This is a genomic window from Nocardia sp. NPDC059236 (assembly GCF_042754085.1).
GTDB lineage: Bacteria > Actinomycetota > Actinomycetes > Mycobacteriales > Mycobacteriaceae > Nocardia.
Genome location: NZ_JBHZAF010000029.1, coordinates 1 through 20,340, shown reverse-complemented (window position 1 = coordinate 20,340; position 20,340 = coordinate 1). Strand labels below are relative to the sequence as shown.

General features: G+C 63.0%; 18 protein-coding genes. 15 read left to right on the top strand and 3 right to left on the bottom strand.

Annotation, left to right across the window (positions count from 1 at the left end):
• Positions 1 to 25: 25 nt before the first annotated feature.
• From ACFXIV_RS42860 to ACFXIV_RS42830, 7 genes are all read left to right on the top strand, one after another.
• A complete protein-coding gene (locus tag ACFXIV_RS42860; protein WP_379421440.1) occupies positions 26 to 841 on the top strand; it encodes an SDR family NAD(P)-dependent oxidoreductase in 816 nt (271 codons plus the stop codon).
• 71 nt (positions 842 to 912) lie between these two features.
• Positions 913 to 1,332, top strand: coding sequence for an ester cyclase (locus ACFXIV_RS42855; RefSeq protein WP_379403546.1), 420 nt, complete (start codon positions 913 to 915; stop codon positions 1,330 to 1,332).
• Between the two features lie 373 nt (positions 1,333 to 1,705).
• A complete protein-coding gene (locus ACFXIV_RS42850; RefSeq protein WP_379403563.1) occupies positions 1,706 to 3,010 on the top strand; it encodes an MFS transporter in 1,305 nt (434 codons plus the stop codon).
• Positions 3,011 to 3,340: 330 nt separating this feature from the next.
• On the top strand, positions 3,341 to 3,859 hold the full coding sequence (locus ACFXIV_RS42845; RefSeq protein WP_379403547.1) for a hypothetical protein: 519 nt from the start codon (positions 3,341 to 3,343) through the stop codon (positions 3,857 to 3,859).
• A 447-nt stretch (positions 3,860 to 4,306) separates the two neighbouring features.
• A complete protein-coding gene (locus tag ACFXIV_RS42840) occupies positions 4,307 to 5,938 on the top strand; it encodes an AMP-binding protein (RefSeq protein ID WP_379403548.1) in 1,632 nt (543 codons plus the stop codon).
• Positions 5,935 to 7,221, top strand: a complete 1,287-nt coding sequence (locus ACFXIV_RS42835) for a phosphotransferase family protein (RefSeq protein WP_379403549.1) — start codon at positions 5,935 to 5,937, stop codon at positions 7,219 to 7,221. Before ACFXIV_RS42840 ends, ACFXIV_RS42835 begins: the two co-directional genes overlap by 4 nt.
• Positions 7,218 to 7,979 (top strand): enoyl-CoA hydratase/isomerase family protein, encoded by a 762-nt coding sequence (locus tag ACFXIV_RS42830; protein WP_379403550.1) that lies wholly within the window; start codon positions 7,218 to 7,220, stop codon positions 7,977 to 7,979. The genes ACFXIV_RS42835 and ACFXIV_RS42830 overlap by 4 nt, the downstream gene beginning before the upstream one ends.
• A gap of 14 nt (positions 7,980 to 7,993) precedes the next feature.
• On the opposite strand, the gene ACFXIV_RS42825 is transcribed toward ACFXIV_RS42830, so the two are convergent.
• Complete coding sequence (locus tag ACFXIV_RS42825; protein WP_379403551.1) at positions 7,994 to 8,674, bottom strand: TetR/AcrR family transcriptional regulator; 681 nt, start codon at positions 8,672 to 8,674, stop codon at positions 7,994 to 7,996.
• 148 nt (positions 8,675 to 8,822) lie between these two features.
• On the opposite strand from ACFXIV_RS42825, the gene ACFXIV_RS42820 reads away from it, so the two are divergent.
• From ACFXIV_RS42820 to ACFXIV_RS42795, 6 genes are all read left to right on the top strand, one after another.
• Positions 8,823 to 9,605, top strand: a complete 783-nt coding sequence (locus ACFXIV_RS42820) for an enoyl-CoA hydratase/isomerase family protein (RefSeq protein ID WP_379403552.1) — start codon at positions 8,823 to 8,825, stop codon at positions 9,603 to 9,605.
• 256 nt (positions 9,606 to 9,861) lie between these two features.
• On the top strand, positions 9,862 to 11,058 hold the full coding sequence (locus tag ACFXIV_RS42815) for a thiolase family protein (protein ID WP_379403553.1): 1,197 nt from the start codon (positions 9,862 to 9,864) through the stop codon (positions 11,056 to 11,058).
• Between the two features lie 110 nt (positions 11,059 to 11,168).
• Positions 11,169 to 11,933 carry an SDR family NAD(P)-dependent oxidoreductase gene (locus tag ACFXIV_RS42810; RefSeq protein ID WP_379403554.1) on the top strand — a complete coding sequence of 255 codons (765 nt, stop codon included), beginning with the start codon at positions 11,169 to 11,171 and terminating at the stop codon, positions 11,931 to 11,933.
• On the top strand, positions 11,930 to 12,700 hold the full coding sequence (locus ACFXIV_RS42805; RefSeq protein ID WP_379403555.1) for a crotonase/enoyl-CoA hydratase family protein: 771 nt from the start codon (positions 11,930 to 11,932) through the stop codon (positions 12,698 to 12,700). The genes ACFXIV_RS42810 and ACFXIV_RS42805 overlap by 4 nt, the downstream gene beginning before the upstream one ends.
• Before the next feature lie 14 nt (positions 12,701 to 12,714).
• On the top strand, positions 12,715 to 13,833 hold the full coding sequence (locus ACFXIV_RS42800) for an acyl-CoA dehydrogenase family protein (protein ID WP_379403556.1): 1,119 nt from the start codon (positions 12,715 to 12,717) through the stop codon (positions 13,831 to 13,833).
• Positions 13,834 to 13,955: 122 nt separating this feature from the next.
• Positions 13,956 to 15,086: an acyl-CoA dehydrogenase family protein gene (locus tag ACFXIV_RS42795; RefSeq protein WP_379403557.1), complete on the top strand. Its 1,131-nt coding sequence runs from the start codon at positions 13,956 to 13,958 to the stop codon at positions 15,084 to 15,086.
• A 620-nt stretch (positions 15,087 to 15,706) separates the two neighbouring features.
• On the opposite strand, the gene ACFXIV_RS42790 is transcribed toward ACFXIV_RS42795, so the two are convergent.
• Positions 15,707 to 16,312, bottom strand: coding sequence for a TetR/AcrR family transcriptional regulator (locus tag ACFXIV_RS42790; protein ID WP_379403558.1), 606 nt, complete (start codon positions 16,310 to 16,312; stop codon positions 15,707 to 15,709).
• Between the two features lie 158 nt (positions 16,313 to 16,470).
• Here ACFXIV_RS42790 and ACFXIV_RS42785 point away from each other — a divergent pair, with 158 nt between their 5' ends.
• Positions 16,471 to 17,511: an MsnO8 family LLM class oxidoreductase gene (locus tag ACFXIV_RS42785; protein ID WP_379403559.1), complete on the top strand. Its 1,041-nt coding sequence runs from the start codon at positions 16,471 to 16,473 to the stop codon at positions 17,509 to 17,511.
• Positions 17,512 to 17,539: 28 nt separating this feature from the next.
• The gene (locus ACFXIV_RS42780; protein WP_379403560.1) at positions 17,540 to 18,865 is read left to right on the top strand and encodes an NtaA/DmoA family FMN-dependent monooxygenase; all 1,326 of its coding nucleotides are present in this window, start codon (positions 17,540 to 17,542) and stop codon (positions 18,863 to 18,865) included.
• Between the two features lie 118 nt (positions 18,866 to 18,983).
• Here ACFXIV_RS42780 and ACFXIV_RS42775 read toward each other — a convergent pair.
• On the bottom strand, positions 18,984 to 20,340 hold a 1,357-nt coding region (locus ACFXIV_RS42775), incomplete at its 5' end, for a class I adenylate-forming enzyme family protein (protein ID WP_379403561.1).

The window sequence follows — 20,340 nt, the reverse complement described above, 5'->3', positions numbered from 1 at the left end:
GTGGATACAAGAAGAGGAGACAATGATGTCGCAAATGGACGGCAAGGTTGCCATCGTCACCGGCGCGACCATCATCGCGGATGGCGGGTTGAACATCGGTGGTGCCACGGCCACCGAGCTGGCGGCTCGAGGTGCCAGGGTAGTGGTCGCGGACATCGACGGGTCGAGCGCGAAGGATCTCGCCGACCGGTTGAACGCCGGTGCAACGCACACTGTCGCCGCAGCGGTCACCACCGATGTCCGGAGCGAATCCGATATTGCCCAGTTGGTTGCGCATACGCTCGACGTATTCGGCCGCATCGATGTCGTCATCAACAATGCCGGGGTATTTCCCGGCGGCGATAGCGAGGTCGCTGATCTCGACATCGACGTGTGGGACGACGTAATGGCGGTGAACGTCCGCGGTGCGATGCTGCTGACGAAGCACAGTCTGCCCGAGATGATCAAGAACGGCTCTGGAGCCATCGTCAACACAGCATCGACTCACTCGTTTGCCGGTGATCTCCGCTTGACCGGGTACGGCGCGTCCAAGGCTGCGTTGAACGCGCTGACCATGTACACCGCAACGCAGTACGGCAGCAGGGGGATCCGGTGCAACGCGATCTGCCCCGGCACCACGCTCAGCCCGCCGGCCGCGAAGATGCCGGCAACTGTTCAGAACGCCTACGCGCGGCACACGCTCAACCCCCGGCTCAACACGCCGCAGGATCTCGCGCGCGCGTTCGTGTTCCTGGCTTCCGACGAAGCGGCCGGAATCAACGGCGCCATACTGCGTGTCGACGGTGGCCTGCTGGCCCACCAGCCATTTACGCCGGACTTCACCGACATGCAGGCCTCATGAAGTGAGGCGAACCAGATCCGGACTATACAAACGTGTAGCGCCGACAGCCTCGATGCCGAGAGGACTCCGCATTGCCCAACAACCCTGAGACCGAAGCCCTGGTGCATGGCTACCTGGCCGCTGCCGCAGCGGGTGACCTCGAAAGAATCTGGACGTTCTACGCTGATGACATCGTGTACGAGGACACATCCGTGCATCAGGTCTACCACGGCATCGAAGCCACCAAGATCTTCTATGTAAAAACGATGGGTGGCCTCGATGTTCACTGGGAGGTCGACGACATCATCGCAACCGATGAGGGCTTCGCCGTGGGCGGATTCATGGCCGGCCGGCATGTGAAGGATCTTCCCGGCATGCCGGCGACGAACAAGACCTTCAAGGTGGCGTGTGCGTCGATCGCGTCCGTACGAAACGGCAAGATCACGCGTAACCGTGACTTCTGGAGCAATGCCGATCTCCTGCATCAGCTGGGGTTTCTCTCGTTGCCTTGAGGTAACACGATTACGGGGTTCACCTGGATAATGCGGCCGGTGCGCATGTGCGCGTCGGCCGCATTTGTGTTGTGGAGACGGATTTTCTCTGTGGTCACTGATCGAATCGATTAATCTCCCGGCTGGGCTGGACAGGGTGGTGCGGATCACATACTCTTTGTGAGACGAACAAGTCGAAAATTATTGCCGGCGTCCAACTCTTCCGCGGGAACAACTCGATTGGGCTCGCGTGAGTCATTCCTGGGCGCACTCGGCGATGACGGCGTAATCGTGCCATCTAAAGGAGACTCCGGTGAGTACACCCCGCACCGTTGACGTTCAGAGACTTATCGACACTGCGCGAGTGTCAGTAGTTCAGAGGCGGGCTCTGGCAATGTGTCTAGCCTTCGGCGTGGTAGACGGATTTGACTCTCTAATCATCGGATTCGTAGTTCCTGCCATCGCCAGAGAATGGAAAGTCTCCGTCGCAAGCCTGACTCCCGTGACATTGGCGGCCGTGATCGGAACCATTTTCGGGGCCATGCTGCTCGCTCCGTTCGCCGACAGATTCGGCCGCAGACCGATAATTCTGGTCGGGGCGCTCATCTTTGGCGTGTTCACCTTGGCAGCTGCAGTTGCGCCGAATCTCGAGGCCTTGGTTGTGCTTCGGTTTATCGCGGGCCTCGGGCTTGGAGCAGTTCCGGCCACGCTGATTGCTTATGGCACCGAGACGGCGCCGACCCGCCTACGAGGGACATTCGTAACCGTAATCGGTGCGGGCCTCGCTGCCGGCGGGTTCTTCGGCGGATTCGCTGCGGGTTTCATGATCCCAGGCCTGGGCTGGCGGTCTGTATTCATCCTCGGCGGCACGGTGCCGCTCTTGCTGATTGCCTTGGCGCTGAGGCTGCTTCCGGAAACTGTGCAATTCTCGGCGGTGTCCGGGCGTCGCGAGCAGGTTGTGCGCGGCCTTGCGCAGATCGATCCCACCATCGTGGTCGACGATGGAGCCTCGTTCGTGCTGCGTCGAAGGGTGGTGGAGCAGTCCAGGTTCAGGGCCCTGTTCGACGATGGTCGCGGGCGCATGACAGTGTGCCTGTGGGTGCTGTACCTGTGCCAATTCATCGGTAGCTTCTTCATCTTCAGTTGGCTGCCATCTGTGCTTACGAACGCCGGAATCAGTGAGACTGCAGCGCTTCTCGCCACGTCGACCTGCACTCTTGGTGGAATGATCGGCGGGGTTCTTCTCGGCGTCACGGTTGACCGCGCGGATGCGCGCTTCCGAGTGTTGGCAACCGGATACGTGGTTGGTGCGCTGGCAATCGTGGTCAGCGCTTTCACCACCGGTGCGCTGCCGGCGCTGTTCGCTGCATTGTTCATGGTCGGCTTCGGCGTAATAGGTACTGGTGTCTGCATGAACTCAGTGGCCGCGGGTTTGTACCCATCCCACATTCGTACGACCGCAATCGGCTGGTTCAACGGATTCGGTCGTGTCGGTTCGGTTGTCGGCCCAGCCCTCGGAGGCCTTCTGCTCGCGTTGAGCCTGTCATCCAGGAGCATCTTCTTGCTGTCGGTCGCGCCCGCCTTGATATGCGCGATCTGTGTCGTGCTGCTCGCACTCGTATCGCCCGATATCGAGCCTTTGTCCGAGACGACGGAAGCTGGTGTCGACGCGGCGTCGGAATCCGTTCGCGAGGGTTGATCATGGCAGCATCCCAACGCTGCCTATTGACGGCAATCCGGATACCTACATCCTGATCGATGGGATCTCTACATCGGAGGTGTAATCCTAAAAAAGAGATGCAGCTGATTTGAAGGACCCCATGAGGTGGATTAGAGCCACCATCCCTGGATATCGCTGGAGACCGAAAGCCATACGGTAGGTATGGCCGGAGCGGAACTTTAGATATTCCAACCTGCAGAGAATCCTGGCTAGATTGTGCCGCGGGTGTCTTCGGTGACATATGGCCGCTTCCAGAATTATGTTTGCGACTTGTATCCAGAGTCGCGTCTGAACCTGAGATGAGGAATTATGAGTAAGTTGACGCATGCTGTAGTGAGTGCGACCGCAGCGGTCGCGATCCTCGGTGCCGGAGCCGGCACCGCTTGGGCGGACACAGTTGATCCGTCGTCGGCCGTCGGGGTTGCCGGCGGGCCGGGCGCGGAGCCGGCGGCGGGTTTCAATGATGTGGCTGTGCAGCCGGTCGATCAGCCGATGAGCATGGACGACAAAATCAATGCGGCCCTGGGCGTCGCTGCCACGAAGTTCGGCCTGGCCTCCGGTGCCGGCGCAGCAACCGGTGCACTCATCGGTGGTGTCGCGGGATGTGCGATCGGCGCCACAACGATGTCACCCCTGTTTTTGCCGGGAATGGCCGGCGGATGCCTCGCGGGCGCCGCTGCTGGTGCGGGACTGGGCTCGCTGGCAGGTACGATCGTCGTTGGGCTGCCGGTCGGAATTGCTGCCGGCATTGAGGCATGGAACAAGATCAACGCTCCGGTGCCCCCGGCGGCTCCGGTCGACGCCCCCGTGACCGTACCGCAAACGTAGACAATCGTCGGTAGTCCAGCCGGTCTCGGGTTACCCCGAGGCCGGCGACGGAATCTGGTTGCGGCGCGTCGATTGCGCAGCGGACCCGCCCGCACGGTCGGTCTACGCAACCAGTCTCCAGACCGGGTCGACTGCACATCGTTGTCGGAGTCACGGGTCAACGATGGCGAGTCAACAGCACGTGCGTTTTCGGGGTCCGCCTGCGCGGTCGCAAGCGATCAGCTGACTATGGATCCACCCGGCTTGTGAGGCTGTGGATGGCAGTCGGGCGCGAAAGGCGCTGGACATGCCCGTTTCGGCGCAGTCACCGGCGCGGTAGCGAGAGCACGCGCGCCCCTGCTGGACATTTGTGGGTCACGTCACTTACAGTTTATGAGACTGGAACGTCAATAAATATGGTGTGCGTGCGTGGCGCCCGCGTCGCCATCACGGTCAGAGGAGATCAACGTGCTTGAGCAAGAAGTGGCGCAGACTCGGTCGGGCTTCACCACCGATACAGTCCTTGATGCGCTGTCCCGGGCAGTCGCGGCCGATCCGAACCAAGTCTTCTTGGACTTCGACGGTGACCTGTACACCTATGGTGATGTCGACGCGCGCACCAATGCGTTCGCACACGAGCTGTCCCACCTCGGTGTCGGAGTGGGGGATACCGTCGCCACCGTCCTGGACAACAACATCGATCAGATCGTGAGCTGGTTGGCGATCAACAAGATCGGTGCGATCTGGGTCCCACTCAACACCGCGTACCGCGGCGAGTTCCTGCGGCACCAGATCCAGGATTCGCTGGCGCAACTTATCGTGACCGAGGCGGAGTACCTGCCGAACATCGCGGCGGTCGGTGATTTGCTCACCGACGTCAAGCTCGTGCTTCAGCGGGGCGGCTCGCTTGCCTCTGCGCCGACCGGACTGCCGCTGGCCCTACTCGATGACCACCGCGGCAACGACACGTCGCCGGTGGGATTCATAGCCAAGCCATCCGATCTGTCGCTCCTGATGTACACCTCGGGCACGACCGGCCCGTCCAAGGGCTGCATGGTCAGCCACAACTACATCTGCCATCAGGGATACCAGTCGAACGCGACGGTGCCGCCGCTGCCCGGCGAGGTCATGTACACCTGCTTGCCGTTGTTCCATATGGCAGCGGTCGACACCACAATGAGCGCCATCCTGGCCCACTCGCGTATCGCCATCGGCAAACGATTCTCGGTGTCGTCGTTCTGGTCCGAGATCGAGCGATCGGGTGCCGGCAACGTGCGGCTGCTGTCGTCGATCTATCCGCTGATGGCGCAAGCGCCCGATACGCCGGAGATGAAGCGTTGTTACGGGCAACTGCGTGCGGTCACCGGATACGCCTCGCCGGAGATCGCAAAGATCTGGACGGAGCGATTCGGTGTCCAGTACTTCAACTCGCATGCATATGGTCAGTCGGAGGGCGTGCGACTGAGCAGCGGCTACCTGGGAGAGCCGACTCCGCCGGACGGTTCGTGCGGGCGTATCGACAGCGATGCGTTCGAGGTAGTGATCCTCGATGATGACGACAACATTCTTCCGCACGGTGCCACGGGCGAGATTGCGTACCGGCCGAGGAAGCCGCACATCATGTTCGAGGGATTCTGGCGGCGACCCGAGGACACCGTCCGGGCGTGGCGCAACCTCTGGATGCACACCGGAGACCTGGGGCGCACCGACGGTACCTACCTCTACTTCGTCGATCGCAAAAAGGACTATCTGCGCAGCCGCGGAGAGAACATCTCGAGTTTCGAGATCGAACGGGCGTTCATGCGCCACGATGCCATCAGTGAAGTGGCGGCCCACGCGATCAGCGACGGCATAGCTGAGGACTGTCTGAAGGTGACCGCGGTGCTGCGCCAAGACGCCGTGCTCTCGGAGGAAGAATTGTGCCTTTGGGCGGTCGACCATCTGCCGTACTTTGCCGTCCCACAGTTCATCGAGTTCCGTGCAGAACTCCCTAAGACGCCTACTGGAAAGATCACGAAACACGTGCTGCGCTCCGAGGGGCGCACCGCCGGGACCTGGGACCGTGAGGGTGCAGGTATCACCGTTCGGAGGAACCGATGACCTCGGCAGTAACAGCACCATTGGATGGGCCTGTCGTCGAGACAATCGTGACTCTCGCGGGCGCCGTCGCAGAGGAAGTCGCCGAGGTGGGCAGGCTGTCGGCGGACGAGCAACTGACCGCTCGGCTGAACAACGCGGTGGCGCTGTTGCAGTGGATGCAGTCGCAGCTGACGACTGATCGAGAGCAACTGGCACACGCCGAAGCCCGGCTCCGGGAGGTGCTCGCATCGGATGAGTCACCGGCCGATGCGATCCGGGCCGTATTCGAGGCGAGGGGGATGAGCGCAGCCGAACAGGCGGGCGCGGCACACTCTTCCCGGTCGCCTCGATCGGCTCCGAAGCCACCGACCGTGGACGATGTGTCGACGTATCTCGATGCGCGGAATCCAGGTGATCGGGCCCACGAGGTACGCACGTTGGTCGGCGGGTTTTCGAAGTCGACGCTTCTGGTTCGCGCCACGCTTGGTGGCGTCGATCAGGACATTGTGCTGCGTCAGATCCCGACCGGTCGGCAGGCAAAATCACTGGTTCCCGAGTTCGACGTGGTGTCGTTCGTGCACAGCCATGGCTTGCCGGCACCGCGGCCTCTGTGGATCGAGCCGGGCGACAACGCTCTCGGTGGTGCGTTCTTCGCGACATCCAGGGCGGCAGGTAGCAATATCGGCGATGTGTGGGGCCAGGTCGGCGCATCCCGGGAGCTCTGCCTCGAGATCGCGGATTTGTACGCCGCACTGCACAGCCTCCCGATCGATGACGTCAATGCTCCGGTCTCGCCGCGAAGTACACCGGATGAGCTGAACGCCATGATCACGTGGCAGATGGACGTGCTCGAGAAGAGGGGGATAGAGATCGAGCCGGTTCTCGCCGGGTTACTCGCGTGGTTGCGATCGAATATTCCCGCAGAACCTGCCCGGAAGTCGTTGGTCCACGGCGACGCCGCGTTCTCGAATCTGCTCGTCGAGGATTCACACGTGTCGGCGATACTCGATTGGGAGGCTGCGCATGTCGGCTACGCTGCCGACGAACTGGCATACCTGCGGCCATCGATCGAACCGGTCATGCCGTGGCAGGAATTCCTCGACAGGTATGTCGAGTCGGGTGGCACCGCGCCGTCTCTCGAGGCTATGAAGTTCTTTGAGGTGTGGTCGCATGTCTGGCGTCACATCGGATGTCTATGGCTGTCTCAGAACTTCACCCAGACCGCGCGGTACCCGTCTGCAGTCGCCGCGTTCGTGCATGGTCCGAGATTCCTTGACGCAGCGGTCAAGGCGGCTTTCTTGTGACGACGGCGTCGGCGAACACCGTGATCGTCGACAGGAGCGACCCACGGGCGGCAATAGTCAGATTGAATCGCCCCCGCTCGCTGAATGCCTTGAACGAACCGATGCTGACGGCGTTGGAGAACGCGCTGTCGGCTGTCGAGCGCGCGGATGACGTCTCGGCCGTAGTTCTCGCGGGCTACGGCCGTGCGTTCTGCGCCGGAAATGACCTGCACGAGATCGGCGTCGATGCAATGAGCAGGGTTCGGCGGATGCACGCCCTCATGCTGCGCTTGCAGGAGTTCCCGAAGATTGTCGTGGCCGCTATCAGCGGTTATGCACTTGGCGGCGGGCTCGAGATCGCGATGGCCTGCACCTTCCGTACCGCCGAATCAGGTGCATTGCTGGGCCTACCGGAGATCAAACTGAATCTGATCCCCGGTTTCGGCGGGACACAGTTGTTGCCGCGCCTCGTCGGCGAGCAGCGGGCGCTGGACATGCTGTTGTCCGGTGAACCCGTCGACGCCTCGACAGCGCTGACGATGGGCTTGGTGGATTCGGTATCGGTCTCCGATCCAATCGACGCAGCACTACGGCTGCTCGCACGGTTCCCGGCGGTTGATTCTCCCGCCCAGCAGGCGATTCGGGCGGCCGTACGCCGGGGTGCACGGCTCGATCTTGCGGAAGCGCTCGACATCGAGCGAGACCTCGTGCGGGGCATCAGCATCGGCGAGGCCGGGCGGCAGTCAGTGGAACACTTTCGCAAAAGGGACCGACCTTAGACGCGAGCTCATGCTTACGCTTCGAGACGGCGCGAGATCAATGCAACGGCCGCATCTGCGATCTCATCAGGCGTCATGAGGTGCGACGGGCGGTACCACCGCGCCACCCAGATGACCATTCCCAGGATCAGCCGCGTGGTTACTTTGAGGTCCGACTTCGCTAGGAAGCCCTCGTCGATGGCGTCGCGAACGGCGTCCTGCCATAGCAGCTCGTAACGATGGCTCCATCCGTGCCACCGTTCGACAACATCGGTCGGCAGGTCGGTGCCGCCGAAGAACACCGTGAGGTTATGACGCAAGCGGACGGCGGTGCCGATCTGCAGGCGAATCAGGGAAGTCAGCACTGTTCCGGCGTCGGCGCCGCAGTTCATGACGGCAGTTGCATCAGTGAACAACTCGTTGGTAGCGCGCTCGAAGACGATGCCCAGTAGCCGGTCCTTGGTAGGTACCGTCCGGTAGAAGGTTGCGCGCGATATACCGAGGGCTGCTGCGACGGCTTCGATAGTGACTGCCTCGTAACCGCCTTCGGCGAACAGTGCCTCGGCGGCGTTGGCTACTGCGTCCAGGTCGATGTGTCGCCGGGGTCGGCCCGGCCGCGACGGTACGGAATGAATTGACGCGGTAGGTCCTGTGGATCCGGACGGTGGCAACGACTCCTCCGTTCTCGGCTGTGGATGCACGTAATTGCGAGACACGTAGTCTCCATTGTGGCCTACCGGGGGACCTGGAGGTGGGACTTCGTTGACAGTCGCTCCGGGCAATTGTGAGAATATGTGTCTCAAAGATATTTCGCCTAATGGGGGTGCCGCGAGGTCGGCACGCACGAGTGAACTGGAGTTCAAGTTGAGCGATCTGGAATACAGCGTTGACGGCAGTGTCGCAACGATACGACTGAACAGGCCGGGGCGGAAGAACGCGTTCACCCTGAGCATGGTCGACGATTGGGCTGCGGCCTTGGGGGAGGCCGGCGACGACGACTCCGTGCGAGTCGTGGTTCTGACCGGCGCTGGTGATGCGTTCTGTTCCGGCGTCGACCTCGACGACTTCAAGGGCGAGAAGCGTGGCCCACTACAGGAGAAGGAACTTCTGACCGGGCGTGTCCATCGTGTAGCCCGTGCAATGGCCGGCTTGTCGAAGCCGGTTATCGCGGCGGTGAATGGCGTCGCGGTGGGGGCGGGGATGGATATGTCGCTGATGTGCGACATCCGGATCGCGAGCCGGTCGGCGCGATTCTCCGAGGGGTACATCCGGGTCGGATTGGTACCGGGTGACGGGGGTTGCTACTACCTCCCGCGCATCGTAGGTGCGTCGACAGCCTTGCGTCTCCTTTGGACGGGGGAGTTCGTCGATGCCGAAAGCGCCTTGTCCATGGGCCTGGTGAGCGAGGTCGTGGACGACGACGCCCTCATGTCGGTGGTGTATGGGCTTGCTCGTACGATCGCCGACCGCGCTCCGTTTGCTGTCGAGACGATCAAGCGGGCTGTCTATCAAGGTTTCGATCAAACCCTCGACGCGGCATTGGACTCCATCTCGTCCCATCAGGCCGTAGTCCTGTCTACAGACGACTCCGCGGAAGCATTTGCCGCGTTTCGTGAACGTCGCGAGCCTGTCTTCCGGCGCTGCTGAGCGTTGCTTGCCAGCGCCGCGTGGAGTGATCATTCACTTATCTGAATCAGAAATAATGCCTTTGTAGTGCATAGATACAGAGTCCGGTGAACGATCGTTGACACGGTGAGGATGATGGGGATACATTCGCCTTATGACTCGATCAGGGCCGAAGGCTCTGTGATCGAGATGCGGCTGTCGCAGGAGCGACGGCGAGCCAGAAAACAAGCGGCAGAGAGGTCGTGATGGTGAACGATCAACAAGCAGGTGCGCGGCGATGACCACGGCAGTGATAGTCGATGCCATCCGCTCTCCGATGGCAAAGGGCAAGGCACCCAAGGACGGACGGCCCGGGGGAGCGCTCTCGGGGCTGCATCCGGTCGAACTGCTCGGGCAGGTCTTCGGCCACCTCATCGAACGAAATCATCTGGATTCGTCGATCGTCGACGACGTCATTGCCGGCTGCGTTAGTCAAGTCGGTGAACAGTCCGGAGGAATCGCTCGTTTCGCGTGGTTGGCCGCGGGGCTCGCCGAGAGCGTGCCCGGCGTGACGATCAATCGAGCGTGTGGGTCGAGCCAGCAGGCTGTCGACTTTGCCGCACAGGGTGTGATCGCCGGAGCCTATGACGTAGTGGTTGCCGGTGGTGTCGAGTCCATGAGCCGCATTCCGATGTTCACCGCTAGGATCGGCCAGGATCCGTACGGTCCGTCGGTAGCCGCTCGATATGCACCGGGACTCGTGTCTCAAGGGGTGTCGGCCGACCTGATCGCAGCTCGATGGAAGCTCGACCGCAGAATGCTGGACGAGTTCTCGGCTCGCTCGCATCAACGCGCTGCCGCTGCGGATTTCTCACGCGAGATTGTTCCGATCACAGTCGATGGACCGGACAACTCCGTCGTTGTCGACACCGATGAGACTATCCGGCCTGCGACAACTGCCGAGGTGCTGGCGGGTTTGAAACCGTCGTTCTTCGATCAAGCGCTCGCCGACCGTTTCCCTGAAATCGAGTGGAGCATCACGCCGGGCAACTCGTCCCAACTCACCGATGGTGCCGCGGCCGTGCTGATCATGAGTGAGGAGAAGGCCGCGTCACTGGGCTTGAAGGCGCGGGCACGGTTTCATTCGTTCGCGGTCGCCGCCGATGAACCGATCTCGATGTTGACCGGCCCGATACCTGCGACCGAGAAGCTGCTCGCACGGTCGGGCATGTCCATTGCGGACATCGATCACTTCGAGGTGAACGAGGCATTCGCGTCGGTTCCGCTCGCCTGGGCAGATCATTTCGGCGTGGACCAGAGTCGGCTCAACCCGCGGGGCGGTGCCATCGCCCTGGGGCATCCATTGGGCGGTTCGGGCGCTCGATTGCTCACCACGATGCTGCACGCACTCGAGGACAGCGGCGGCCGCTTCGGACTGCAGACGATGTGCGAAGCCGGTGGTATGGCCAATGCAACGTTGATCGAACGGCTCTAGGCACGCCCTGATGGGTCGGGATCGACTGACGTCGCCCGAATCATGTTGACGGAATTGGGCATTCGCTGAACCGGAGCGTCTGCCCGAACACTGGAAAGGCTCATCTCTTCATGCAAATCAAGGACACCGTTGCGGTGGTGACGGGCGGCGCATCCGGGCTGGGCCTGGCGACCGCGGATCGGTTGATCGCGGGTGGCGCGCACGTTGTGATCGTCGACCTCCCGACTTCGAACGGCAGCGAAATCGCCGCCGCGCGTGGGGATTCCGCACAGTTCGTTGCGGCCGATGTACGCGATCCGGAACAGGTCGGCGCGGCCATCGCCGCGGCGGAAGGGCGCGGGCCCCTGCGGACGCTGGTTCACTGCGCCGGCCGCGGCGGGGCCTTGCGCCTGGTGGATCGAGATGGCAACCCGGGATCGCTGGAGCTGTACACGGAAGTGATCTCGATCAATCTGATCGGCACGTTCAACGTCTTGCGGTTGGCAGCGGCGAGTATGGCGAAGAACGAGCCGCTGGATGGTGATCGCGGTGTCGCGATCCTCACCGCATCGGTGGCCGCTTTCGAGGGACAGATCGGCCAGGTACCTTATGCCTCAGCGAAGGCCGGAGTTGTCGGGCTCACCCTGGTAGCGGCGCGCGACCTCGCCGGCAAGGGAGTCCGGGTGTGCACGATCGCACCCGGCACGTTCGATACACCGCTGCTGAACCGGCTCTCCGATGACGTTCGAGGATCCCTGGCTGCTGCCGTGCCGCACCCGAGTCGGCTCGGGCAGCCCGAGGAATACGCCAAGTTGGCTTTGTCCATCATCGACAACGGCGTGCTCAACGGCGAGACGATCCGTCTCGATGGCGCGATCCGGATGCCTCCGCGATGAGCGCCGAGACGGTTCTCTTCGATGTGGTCGACCACGTCGCGGTCATCTCTCTGAACCGACCGGAGGTCCGCAACGCGGTGGACCTGCCGACGGCGCTGGCTCTCGAATCAACGATCGACCAGGCCGACGACGACGCGGATGTGCGGGCCATCGTTTTGGCAGGTCGAGGCGCGGTGTTCTGTGCGGGCATGGATCTCAAAGCTTTCAGCAGCACGGGTGAGCGGCCAGTGACCGAGAAGCGCGGGGCCTTCGGTATTGTTGGCAGGCCGCCGACCAAGCCGACCATTGCTGCGGTAGAGGGCAAGGCGCTCGGCGGCGGGTTCGAGATCGCACTTGCGGCGGATCTGATCGTCGCCGCCGAAAGCGCAATGTTCGGGTTGCCCGAGGTCACGCGAGGATTGGTCGCCGCTGCGGGCGGGCTACTGCGGTTGCCGCAGCGTATACCCCGGAACATCGCTTCGCACATGGCGCTGACGGGGGCGCCGATCACCGCATCGCGAGCTCGCGAACTGGGACTTGTCAGTGAAGTGGTGTCGGATGGCAATGCGATCGATTCGGCCCTGCGTTTGGCTGCTTCCATCGCAGCGAACGCTCCTCTGGCACTGATCGCGTCCAAACGAATCATGGTGGAGTCTGCGGACTGGACGAACGCCGAAATGTTCGAGAAGCAGTCCGGAATCACGGGAGCCGTACGCGCTTCATCGGACGCGGTCGAAGGCGCACGAGCATTCGTCGAGAAGCGACCCCCCGTGTGGACCGGGAAGTGACTGTGTGAATCGGAATGAGTAGCTACACGGAGCCCGGGCTTGTCTACGCCGAGGACGCCGAGGCCTTTCTGCACACAGCCAAGGAATTCGTCCGAAGAGAAGTGAGCCCGCATCTCGATCAATGGCGATCTGCAGCCGCCGCTCCTCGCGAGCTGTTTCGGCGGGCAGCGGACATCGGTTTGCTCGGCATCATGGCGCCGAGCGAGGTCGGTGGCCTTGGCTCCGTGGATAGGCGATTCTGCCACCAGTCGACACGAGCCTTCGTCGATGCCGGGGCCTTCGGAGCGGCGTGGATCGTCGGGTTGCACGCCGACGTCGCAATTCCGGCGATCAAAGACGGCCATCAAGGGGAAGAGCGCGACGAGTTGCTGGCGTCGGCCGCATCCGGCCAACGAGTTCTCGCGATTGCCGGCCTCTCCGACGTCATCCGGATGTCCGCGGACGGCACGCTTGACGGTACCGCACGGGGAGTTGCCGCCGCAGGAGTCGCGGACACCTTCCTCGTACTCGTCACCGGCGACGATGGCAATCGGAAAGTAGTCTGCGTGCCCTCCTCGGATGTGGAGGTGCAGGATTCGGCGCCGCCGTTGGGTGCAGTCGAGAGCGGCGCACGTTCAGTGGTGCTGAACGGTGTCCGAGTCGGGCAGGACGCTGTGTTGAGTGCAGGCACCGCAGATTCGCTTGTAGCCGCCGCATTGTTGCTGGCGGGTGGTATTGCGCTTGCTTCTGCCGAATTTTGTATCGAGCACACTGCGCAATACGTCACGGGCCGATCGGTATTCGGTCGGCCGGTGTCTGAGTTCGGCAATACCCGCGCCATGATTGCGGACGCGCGTGCGGACGTACTGGTCATGAAGTCGTTTCACGATCGAACACTGGCAACCACTGCTGGACGAGCGCCCCTGCCGTCATCGGTGTGCGCTCTTGCGCTGCGCGCTGCCGGATTGTTCAGCCGTTGCGCCGACATCGGATTGCAACTGCACGGTGGTTACGGCTACATGTCGGAGTACCCGATCTCGCATGCGTTCGCGGCGGCGCGGTACTTCGCCCTCGTTGTCGATGGGCTGCCAGAGATAACCGAAACCCTGGCCATCGATGCAGGTTTGATCGCGATAACCGGTGTCGAGCGGTAACGGAGTACCCGGGATATGAAAAATGTTGCGGCACAATGCTATCGCGCTGACATCGGACCGTTCGAGCGGCCCGCGGTGAGCGGAACCGGCGAGCATTCGAGCGCCAGAGAGAAGGACGCGTGATGCGCAGGACTGTGTTCGACAACGAGCACGAGCAATTCAGAAGCGTGGTGCGGTCGTTTCTGACCGACGAAGTGCTCCCTGACTATCCCTCTTGGCGTGAACACGGTATGCCCCCCAGATGGTTCTGGAAACGAGCCGGTGAGCTCGGAATTCTAGGAATCGGCGTGCCCGTGGAGTATGGCGGTCTGCCGGGGTCCGACCTCAGACACAGCGCGGTCGTTACCGAAGAGGCGCAGCGGCTGGGATTTGCTCTCGGTGGCTTGAGAATTCACACTGACATCGCGATGCCGTACTTCCTCGAGTACGCCAACGACGAGCAACGAGCGCGGTGGCTGCCAGGTTTGGTATCGGGTGAGACCGTTGTATCTCTGGGCATCTCCGAGCCGGGTGCAGGCTCCGATCTCAAGGCGATCTCGACGCGTGCTCGCCGTGACGGCGACACCTATGTGATCGACGGGTCGAAGACCTTCATCTCCAACGGCGGTGGAGCAGACCTCGTCATTCTCGCGTGTAAGACGGATCCGGCCGCCGGCCGGGCGGGTCTCAGCCTGATTGTCGTGGAGAGCGACACCCCGGGCTTCGAGCGTGGCCGAAAGTTGAGCAAACTGGGGTTGCACGCGCAGGACTTGGCGGAGCTGTCGTTCTCCGGTATGCGTGTGCCCGCCGCGAACCTCTTGGGGCAGGAAAACGACGGATTCGCGATGCTGACGTTCAATCTCGCACAGGAACGGCTGTCGATCGCACTGAATTCGCAGGCGTCCGCGCAAGCGACGATCGACGCTACTGTTGCCGCGTTGTCCGGAACCGCGCCGAAGCAGTCCACGAAGTTTGCCCTGGCCGAGTGCCGGGCAGACACCGACGCAGGCCAGGCACTGCTGGATGCGTCGTTGTCCGCCCTTGTCGAGCGTCGTCTGGATCCTCGTGACGCCGCGGTGGCGAAGCTGTACGCGACGGAACTTCATGGACGAGTCGTGGACAAATGCACCAGGGCCCTCGGAGCGTCCGGGTATTCCGAAGGCAACATCGTCGGGCAGTTCTACCTGGACGGACGCGTCAGCAGGATCTACGGCGGTTCGAGCGAGATTATGAAGGTGATCATCGCGCAGGGCTTCCCGTTCGCCAGATCCTGATGTGCGGGAGAGCGGCCTCACTATGTCGGGACACCTGACGAGGCCAACTGCTCCTCGGAGATAATCAGTGGTGCAAATCTCACCGTGGTTCTCTCACTCCGAGACTCTTCTATCGGCCGAAAGCATCCGGCGGGGAGTTGCACCGCCCCGCCAAATGCTCAGCATGACAGTTGTATTTTGTTGCGCTGTAATTGTTTTCGCTGGTAGCGGAGTCTTCTGGCGTAGGTTTGCTGTTGTCGCCATCGACAGGCGGCCGGGCGTGGGTGAGCGTGCGGGCGCGGTGCAGGACTATCGCCAGGAGCCGGCGGATGTCGGCGACTGTGGGTGTAGGTCGCCAGAAATACCGCAAGAATGCCCCGGCTCCAAGTTGATCTATCGCACGAGATTCACGAGGAGTCGGGGACTTCTGCGCCGTCCGATGGGTTCGACGACGAGGTCCTCGCGCACGGACATGAACATGATCAGCTACCGAAATGCGGTCGCACAGAAAGCATCTGCGATCGATGGGGCCGCAGCGTTGCGATCAGAGTTGCAAGATGGCGAGACGCCCTCGCCCGTGCTGTCCAAATGCCTGCTCCTGCCACCAAAGTGAAGATCGCGTCATTACGCCGTGCCGAGATTCAGGTCTGACTTGCTGAGACTGTGCCGAGGCCTAGCGTGTATCCGGTCTCGGTGATGGTCCGAAGAGAGCTGAGCGAGGTCTCGTCTCCTGCCCCCGAACCTTTGACCCACGCGACGGACAGCGCGGCGAGGAAGAGGTCCTCACCCCGGAGCGAGGCACGGGCGCTGCCGCTGAGTTGCGCGCTCCGGAGCAAGTCATCAGTGATGCCGATCAGAGTGTTGCAGGGGACGGTGAGCGGTGATGCCTCCCCCTTGATTGCGGCGAGCAGGGGCTCAGGCAGTCCGCTGAAGGCGCTGAGATAGTCCTCCAGAGCCCGCATCCACTGTCGGAGCGCCTCTGCCGCATCGGTGATCTGCGCAATCTCCTGACGGTGCGCTAGCAGAACCTCCCCACGGATCTGCAGGCTGGCCGCGAGCAGTGCCTCGCGGGTGGGGAAGTGGCGGTAAAGCGTGCCAGGTCCGACACCGGCCTCGTTGGCGATGGCCTCCAGCGAGGTGCCGACACCGTGTTCGGCGAAGCGACGCGTGGCCGCCCGGAGGATCGCAGCGCGGTTGCGCTGGACATCGCTGCGCGGCTTCCGCCCTCCCGATTCCTCAGTGGTCATCGTGTCCCTTCCGGAAATTTCGACGTTTTGACAATACGGAGACTACCTCCGTATTGTCCCGGGAATGAAACCGGATGCTGCCTCCGCTTTGTTGCGGCGGGGTGGGCTCGGCCCGTCGGCGTCGATGACCCGCAGCAGCTCGAAGGAGCACTGACCTCGTGAAACTCTCTATCGTCGAACTGGCCACGGTTAGCCCGGGCACGAACAAAACCCATGCACTGGAGGCCGCTATCGCGTCCGCCCGGCAGGCTGAGGAGCTGGGTTACCACCGGTACTGGTACGCCGAGCACCACGGCATCGCCGGCCAGGCCTCTCATGCGCCGGAACTCCTGATCGGCATCGCCGCGCGCGAGACCAGCCGGATCCGGGTGGGCTCGGGCGCGATCCTGCTCAACCACCACAGCCCGTTCAGGATCACCGAGACCTTCCTCCAGCTCGAAGCGCTCGCGCCGGGCCGGATCGATCTCGGTCTGGGCCGGGCCACCACCGGTCCCCTGATCGACCTGGCACTGCGCCGCAATCGCAACTCCGCAGGCACGGGCGACGACTTCGGCGAGCAAGTCGAGGAAGTTCTCGCCTACCTCCACCATGCCTTCCCCGAAGACCACCCTTTCGCCCAGATTGACATCACCGCTGGCATCCCCACCCGGCCCGAGGTGTGGGTCCTGGGCTCGTCGGGCAGCAGTGCCCGGATGGCCGGGGAACTCGGCCTGGGCTACGCCTTCGCCGGCTTCATCAACCCGATGGGCGCAGAGCGGACGCTCCTACGTCACCGCGCTGCCTTCAACCCCACGCAGTTCGGACCGCCGGCTCACCGTTCCATCCTGGCCGTCCACGTCGTGGTCGCGGACACCGACGCCGAAGCGAAACGGCTGTCTTGGTCAGTACGTGGACAGTACGCCCGACTGGCCCATGCGGGTACAGCGGCAATGACGCCGAGTGCGGCCGAGGCCGAGCGCGAGCTGAGCCGGGCCGAGAAGGAGGCGCCAACGGTCATCGTCGACGGTCAGTGGCCGCGCTTCCTGGCAGGCAGCCCCGACACCGTCCGAGAACATCTCGAGCACATGGCCGCAACAACCGGAGCCGAGGAAATCATGGTTCAGGACGTCATCCCCCACCCCGAAGACCGGGCGAAGTCCCGTGCGCTGCTGGCAAAAGCGCTCGGCCTCACCATTCACCAGTCCGGAACTGCCGTCTGACGGAATCCCGAAAAACGAAGGAAATGCAATGAACAACCGACAGATGCTGCTGTGCACGCAACTCATCAGTGGCTACGGGGCCGAGCCCGGAGCATGGCGGCTGCCCGGTGCCGACCCGTCCAGCTACACCGACATCGATCACTTCGTGCGGCTCGCTCAGGCGGCCGAGCGCGGGAAGATGCAACTCCTCTTCTTCGCTGACACCCCGACCCTGTCAGTGGACCTCGAGGACCACACTCCTCAGTTCCCGATCGACCCGCTCCTGGTTTTCACCGCGATCGCGCGCGAGACCGAGCGGATCGGACTCGTCTCCACGGGTTCCACCACCTTCAACGAGCCGTACAACCTGGCCCGGCAGTTCAAGGCGCTGGATGTGATCAGCAAAGGCCGGGCCGGATGGAACGCGGTGACCACCTCCGATCCCGCGGCGGCGGCGAACTTCGGCCGGGAGATCCCACCGCGTGCGGAGAAGTACGAGCGTGCCCATGAGGTGATCCAGATCGTGCAGGCCTTGTGGGGAAGCTGGGGGCAGGACGCGTGGGTCCGCGACGTAGCGGGAAACCGTTTCGCCGACATGTCGAAGATCCAGCCGGTCAACCTGCGGGGTCGCCACGTAGCCTCTCGCGGCCCTCTGCCGATCCCGCCGTCGGAACAGGGCCAGCCGGTGATCTTCCAAGCAGGCGGCGGCCGCGAAGGCCTCGAACTGGCCGGCATGTACGCCGACGGCGTTTACGCCAACCCTTACGACATCGACAGTGCGCGCGCCCAGCGCAACGCCATCCGTGATGCTGCGAAGCGGGCGGGACGCAACCCGGACGACGTCAAGATGTTCGCGGGATTCATGCCCACCATCGCCGCCTCACGCCGGGCCGCCCTCGACCGCCGACGCCTGCTGGACGAATCCATCGACCTGCGCCAGCGCGTCAGATACCTCGGAGCGATGATCGGCGTACCACTCAGCTACGGCCAGATCGACGAACCGGTACCGGCCCGTCTGCTGGAACGCGCCGTGGCGAGCCCGCATGACCCCCGTTCCGCACGAGCGCTGGCAGTCGTCCGTGAGGGATGGAGCGTGCGCGACGTCATCGCACACGGGATCATCGATTACCACCCTGTCGTGGCCGGAACCGCCACCGATGTGGCAGACCACCTCCAGGAGTGGTTCGAAGCCGGCGCCTGCGACGGGTTCTCGCTTGCGATCGACGGCTTCCACGACGGCATCGACGACTTCGTCGACCAGGTCGTCCCGATCCTGCAGGAGCGCGGGCTCTTCCACCTCGACTACGAGGGCCGGACCCTGCGTAGCCACCTCGGTGTTCCGGACCAGTACGGTCTCGACGCGCGACTCACTTAGAAGGTGGCAGGTCCGCCGGCGCGAGGAGGGCACTAGATTCAACGGTGCCGGCTGGGCACCGCGCGTGGTGCCGCCGCCTGCCACCCGATCGGTGAACCCGCAGTCGTCCGATCAAGGATCACGGCTCGGTGAGCATCGCCCGAACAGTGTGTTTGGGGATCTTGCCCGCCGCATTGCGTGGGACAGGACCGAGGACGAGCCGACGCGGCAGCTTGTAGTCCGCGATGAGTCCCGCACAGTGATCGCGGAGCTCTTCGAGTGTCGGGCGCGCACCGTCGACCGGATCCACAACGGCTACAACCGTTTCACCCCAGTCGGGGTGAGGGACTCCGACGACCGCACAGTCCGCCACCGCTGGATGCCCGGCCAACGCCTGCTCGACTTCTGCCGAATAGATATTGCGGCCGCCGGATAGGATGACGTCCTTGCGGCGATCGACAACGCGCATCCCACCGTCGTCCATGACTTCGACGAGGTCGCCGGTGTACAACCACCCCGATATGAGCGCCTCACGTGTTTCTGCCGGCCTTCCCCAGTACCCCTTCATGATAGGCTCCCCTGCCAGGATCAACTCGCCGACCGCGCCGGTTTCGACGTCCCGGCCCAGATCATCGATCACTCGTGCCGTGATGAAGGGCTGAGCGAGGTGTCCGGATGAGTCGGGCTGGCTGCGAACCTGCGCCATTGTCGAGTAAATTCCGGACGGTCCAGCTTCGGTTTGTCCGCACTGCTGAAAGAACTCGACCGAGGGAAAGGCGTCGAGCAGGGCTTCGACGGTACGTTCCGGCATAGGTGCCGCGCCGAAGACGCCGATTCGCCACGTCGAAAGGTCACGCTGCGCGAGTTCGTTGTGCCGCAGCATGAACCGATACATGGTGGGCACCGCCAGCAGTGCCGTGACCCCGAACTGATCGATGGCATCAAGGACCGCGTCCGGTTCGAACCTGTCGACGAGCACGTTCGTGCCACCGAGAAGTGTTGTCGCATTGAGAAATACGGCTCCGCCCGCGTGATACAGCGGCGGCAGATGCAGATAGCGATCGCCATCGCGTAACCCGAGCGACACGATCTGAGCCATTGCGGCCCACACTGCCCGGTGATGGTCTATCAGAACACCTTTCGGCCTGCCTGTGGTTCCGGAGGTATACGTGATGAAGGCGTCGTCGGACTCGACCGAACGGTCCCTTGTTACCGCGGCGAGTTCGTCGCCTGCAGTGAGCAGATTCGAATGCTCTCCGTCACCGTCCAACCCGAACAGACACGGGGTGGCGGTGGCCCCGGTGCACGCGGTCTCCACAACATCGCGCAGCGCTGCAGCGTAGACCAGCACGCGGGGTGCGCTGTCCGCCAACACATGTGCGATCTCCGGCGCCGCCAACCTGACTGGGCCCCGATGGCGGGTCCACCGGCTATGCGAGTTGTAGCCGTTGCTCGAACTCGGTCGGTGACCATTGCTGCCGGAATGCTTGCGGGGT

Coding starts and splice junctions, on each gene's coding strand:
- ACFXIV_RS42790 (WP_379403558.1), bottom strand. CDS start 16,312: ATGACCACTGAGGAATCGGGAGGGCGGAAGCCGCGCAGCGATGTCCAG.
- ACFXIV_RS42860 (WP_379421440.1), top strand. CDS start 26: ATGTCGCAAATGGACGGCAAGGTTGCCATCGTCACCGGCGCGACCATC.
- ACFXIV_RS42850 (WP_379403563.1), top strand. CDS start 1,706: ATGTGTCTAGCCTTCGGCGTGGTAGACGGATTTGACTCTCTAATCATC.
- ACFXIV_RS42800 (WP_379403556.1), top strand. CDS start 12,715: ATGAGTAGCTACACGGAGCCCGGGCTTGTCTACGCCGAGGACGCCGAG.
- ACFXIV_RS42810 (WP_379403554.1), top strand. CDS start 11,169: ATGCAAATCAAGGACACCGTTGCGGTGGTGACGGGCGGCGCATCCGGG.
- ACFXIV_RS42815 (WP_379403553.1), top strand. CDS start 9,862: ATGACCACGGCAGTGATAGTCGATGCCATCCGCTCTCCGATGGCAAAG.
- ACFXIV_RS42795 (WP_379403557.1), top strand. CDS start 13,956: ATGCGCAGGACTGTGTTCGACAACGAGCACGAGCAATTCAGAAGCGTG.
- ACFXIV_RS42835 (WP_379403549.1), top strand. CDS start 5,935: ATGACCTCGGCAGTAACAGCACCATTGGATGGGCCTGTCGTCGAGACA.
- ACFXIV_RS42780 (WP_379403560.1), top strand. CDS start 17,540: ATGAACAACCGACAGATGCTGCTGTGCACGCAACTCATCAGTGGCTAC.
- ACFXIV_RS42845 (WP_379403547.1), top strand. CDS start 3,341: ATGAGTAAGTTGACGCATGCTGTAGTGAGTGCGACCGCAGCGGTCGCG.
- ACFXIV_RS42805 (WP_379403555.1), top strand. CDS start 11,930: ATGAGCGCCGAGACGGTTCTCTTCGATGTGGTCGACCACGTCGCGGTC.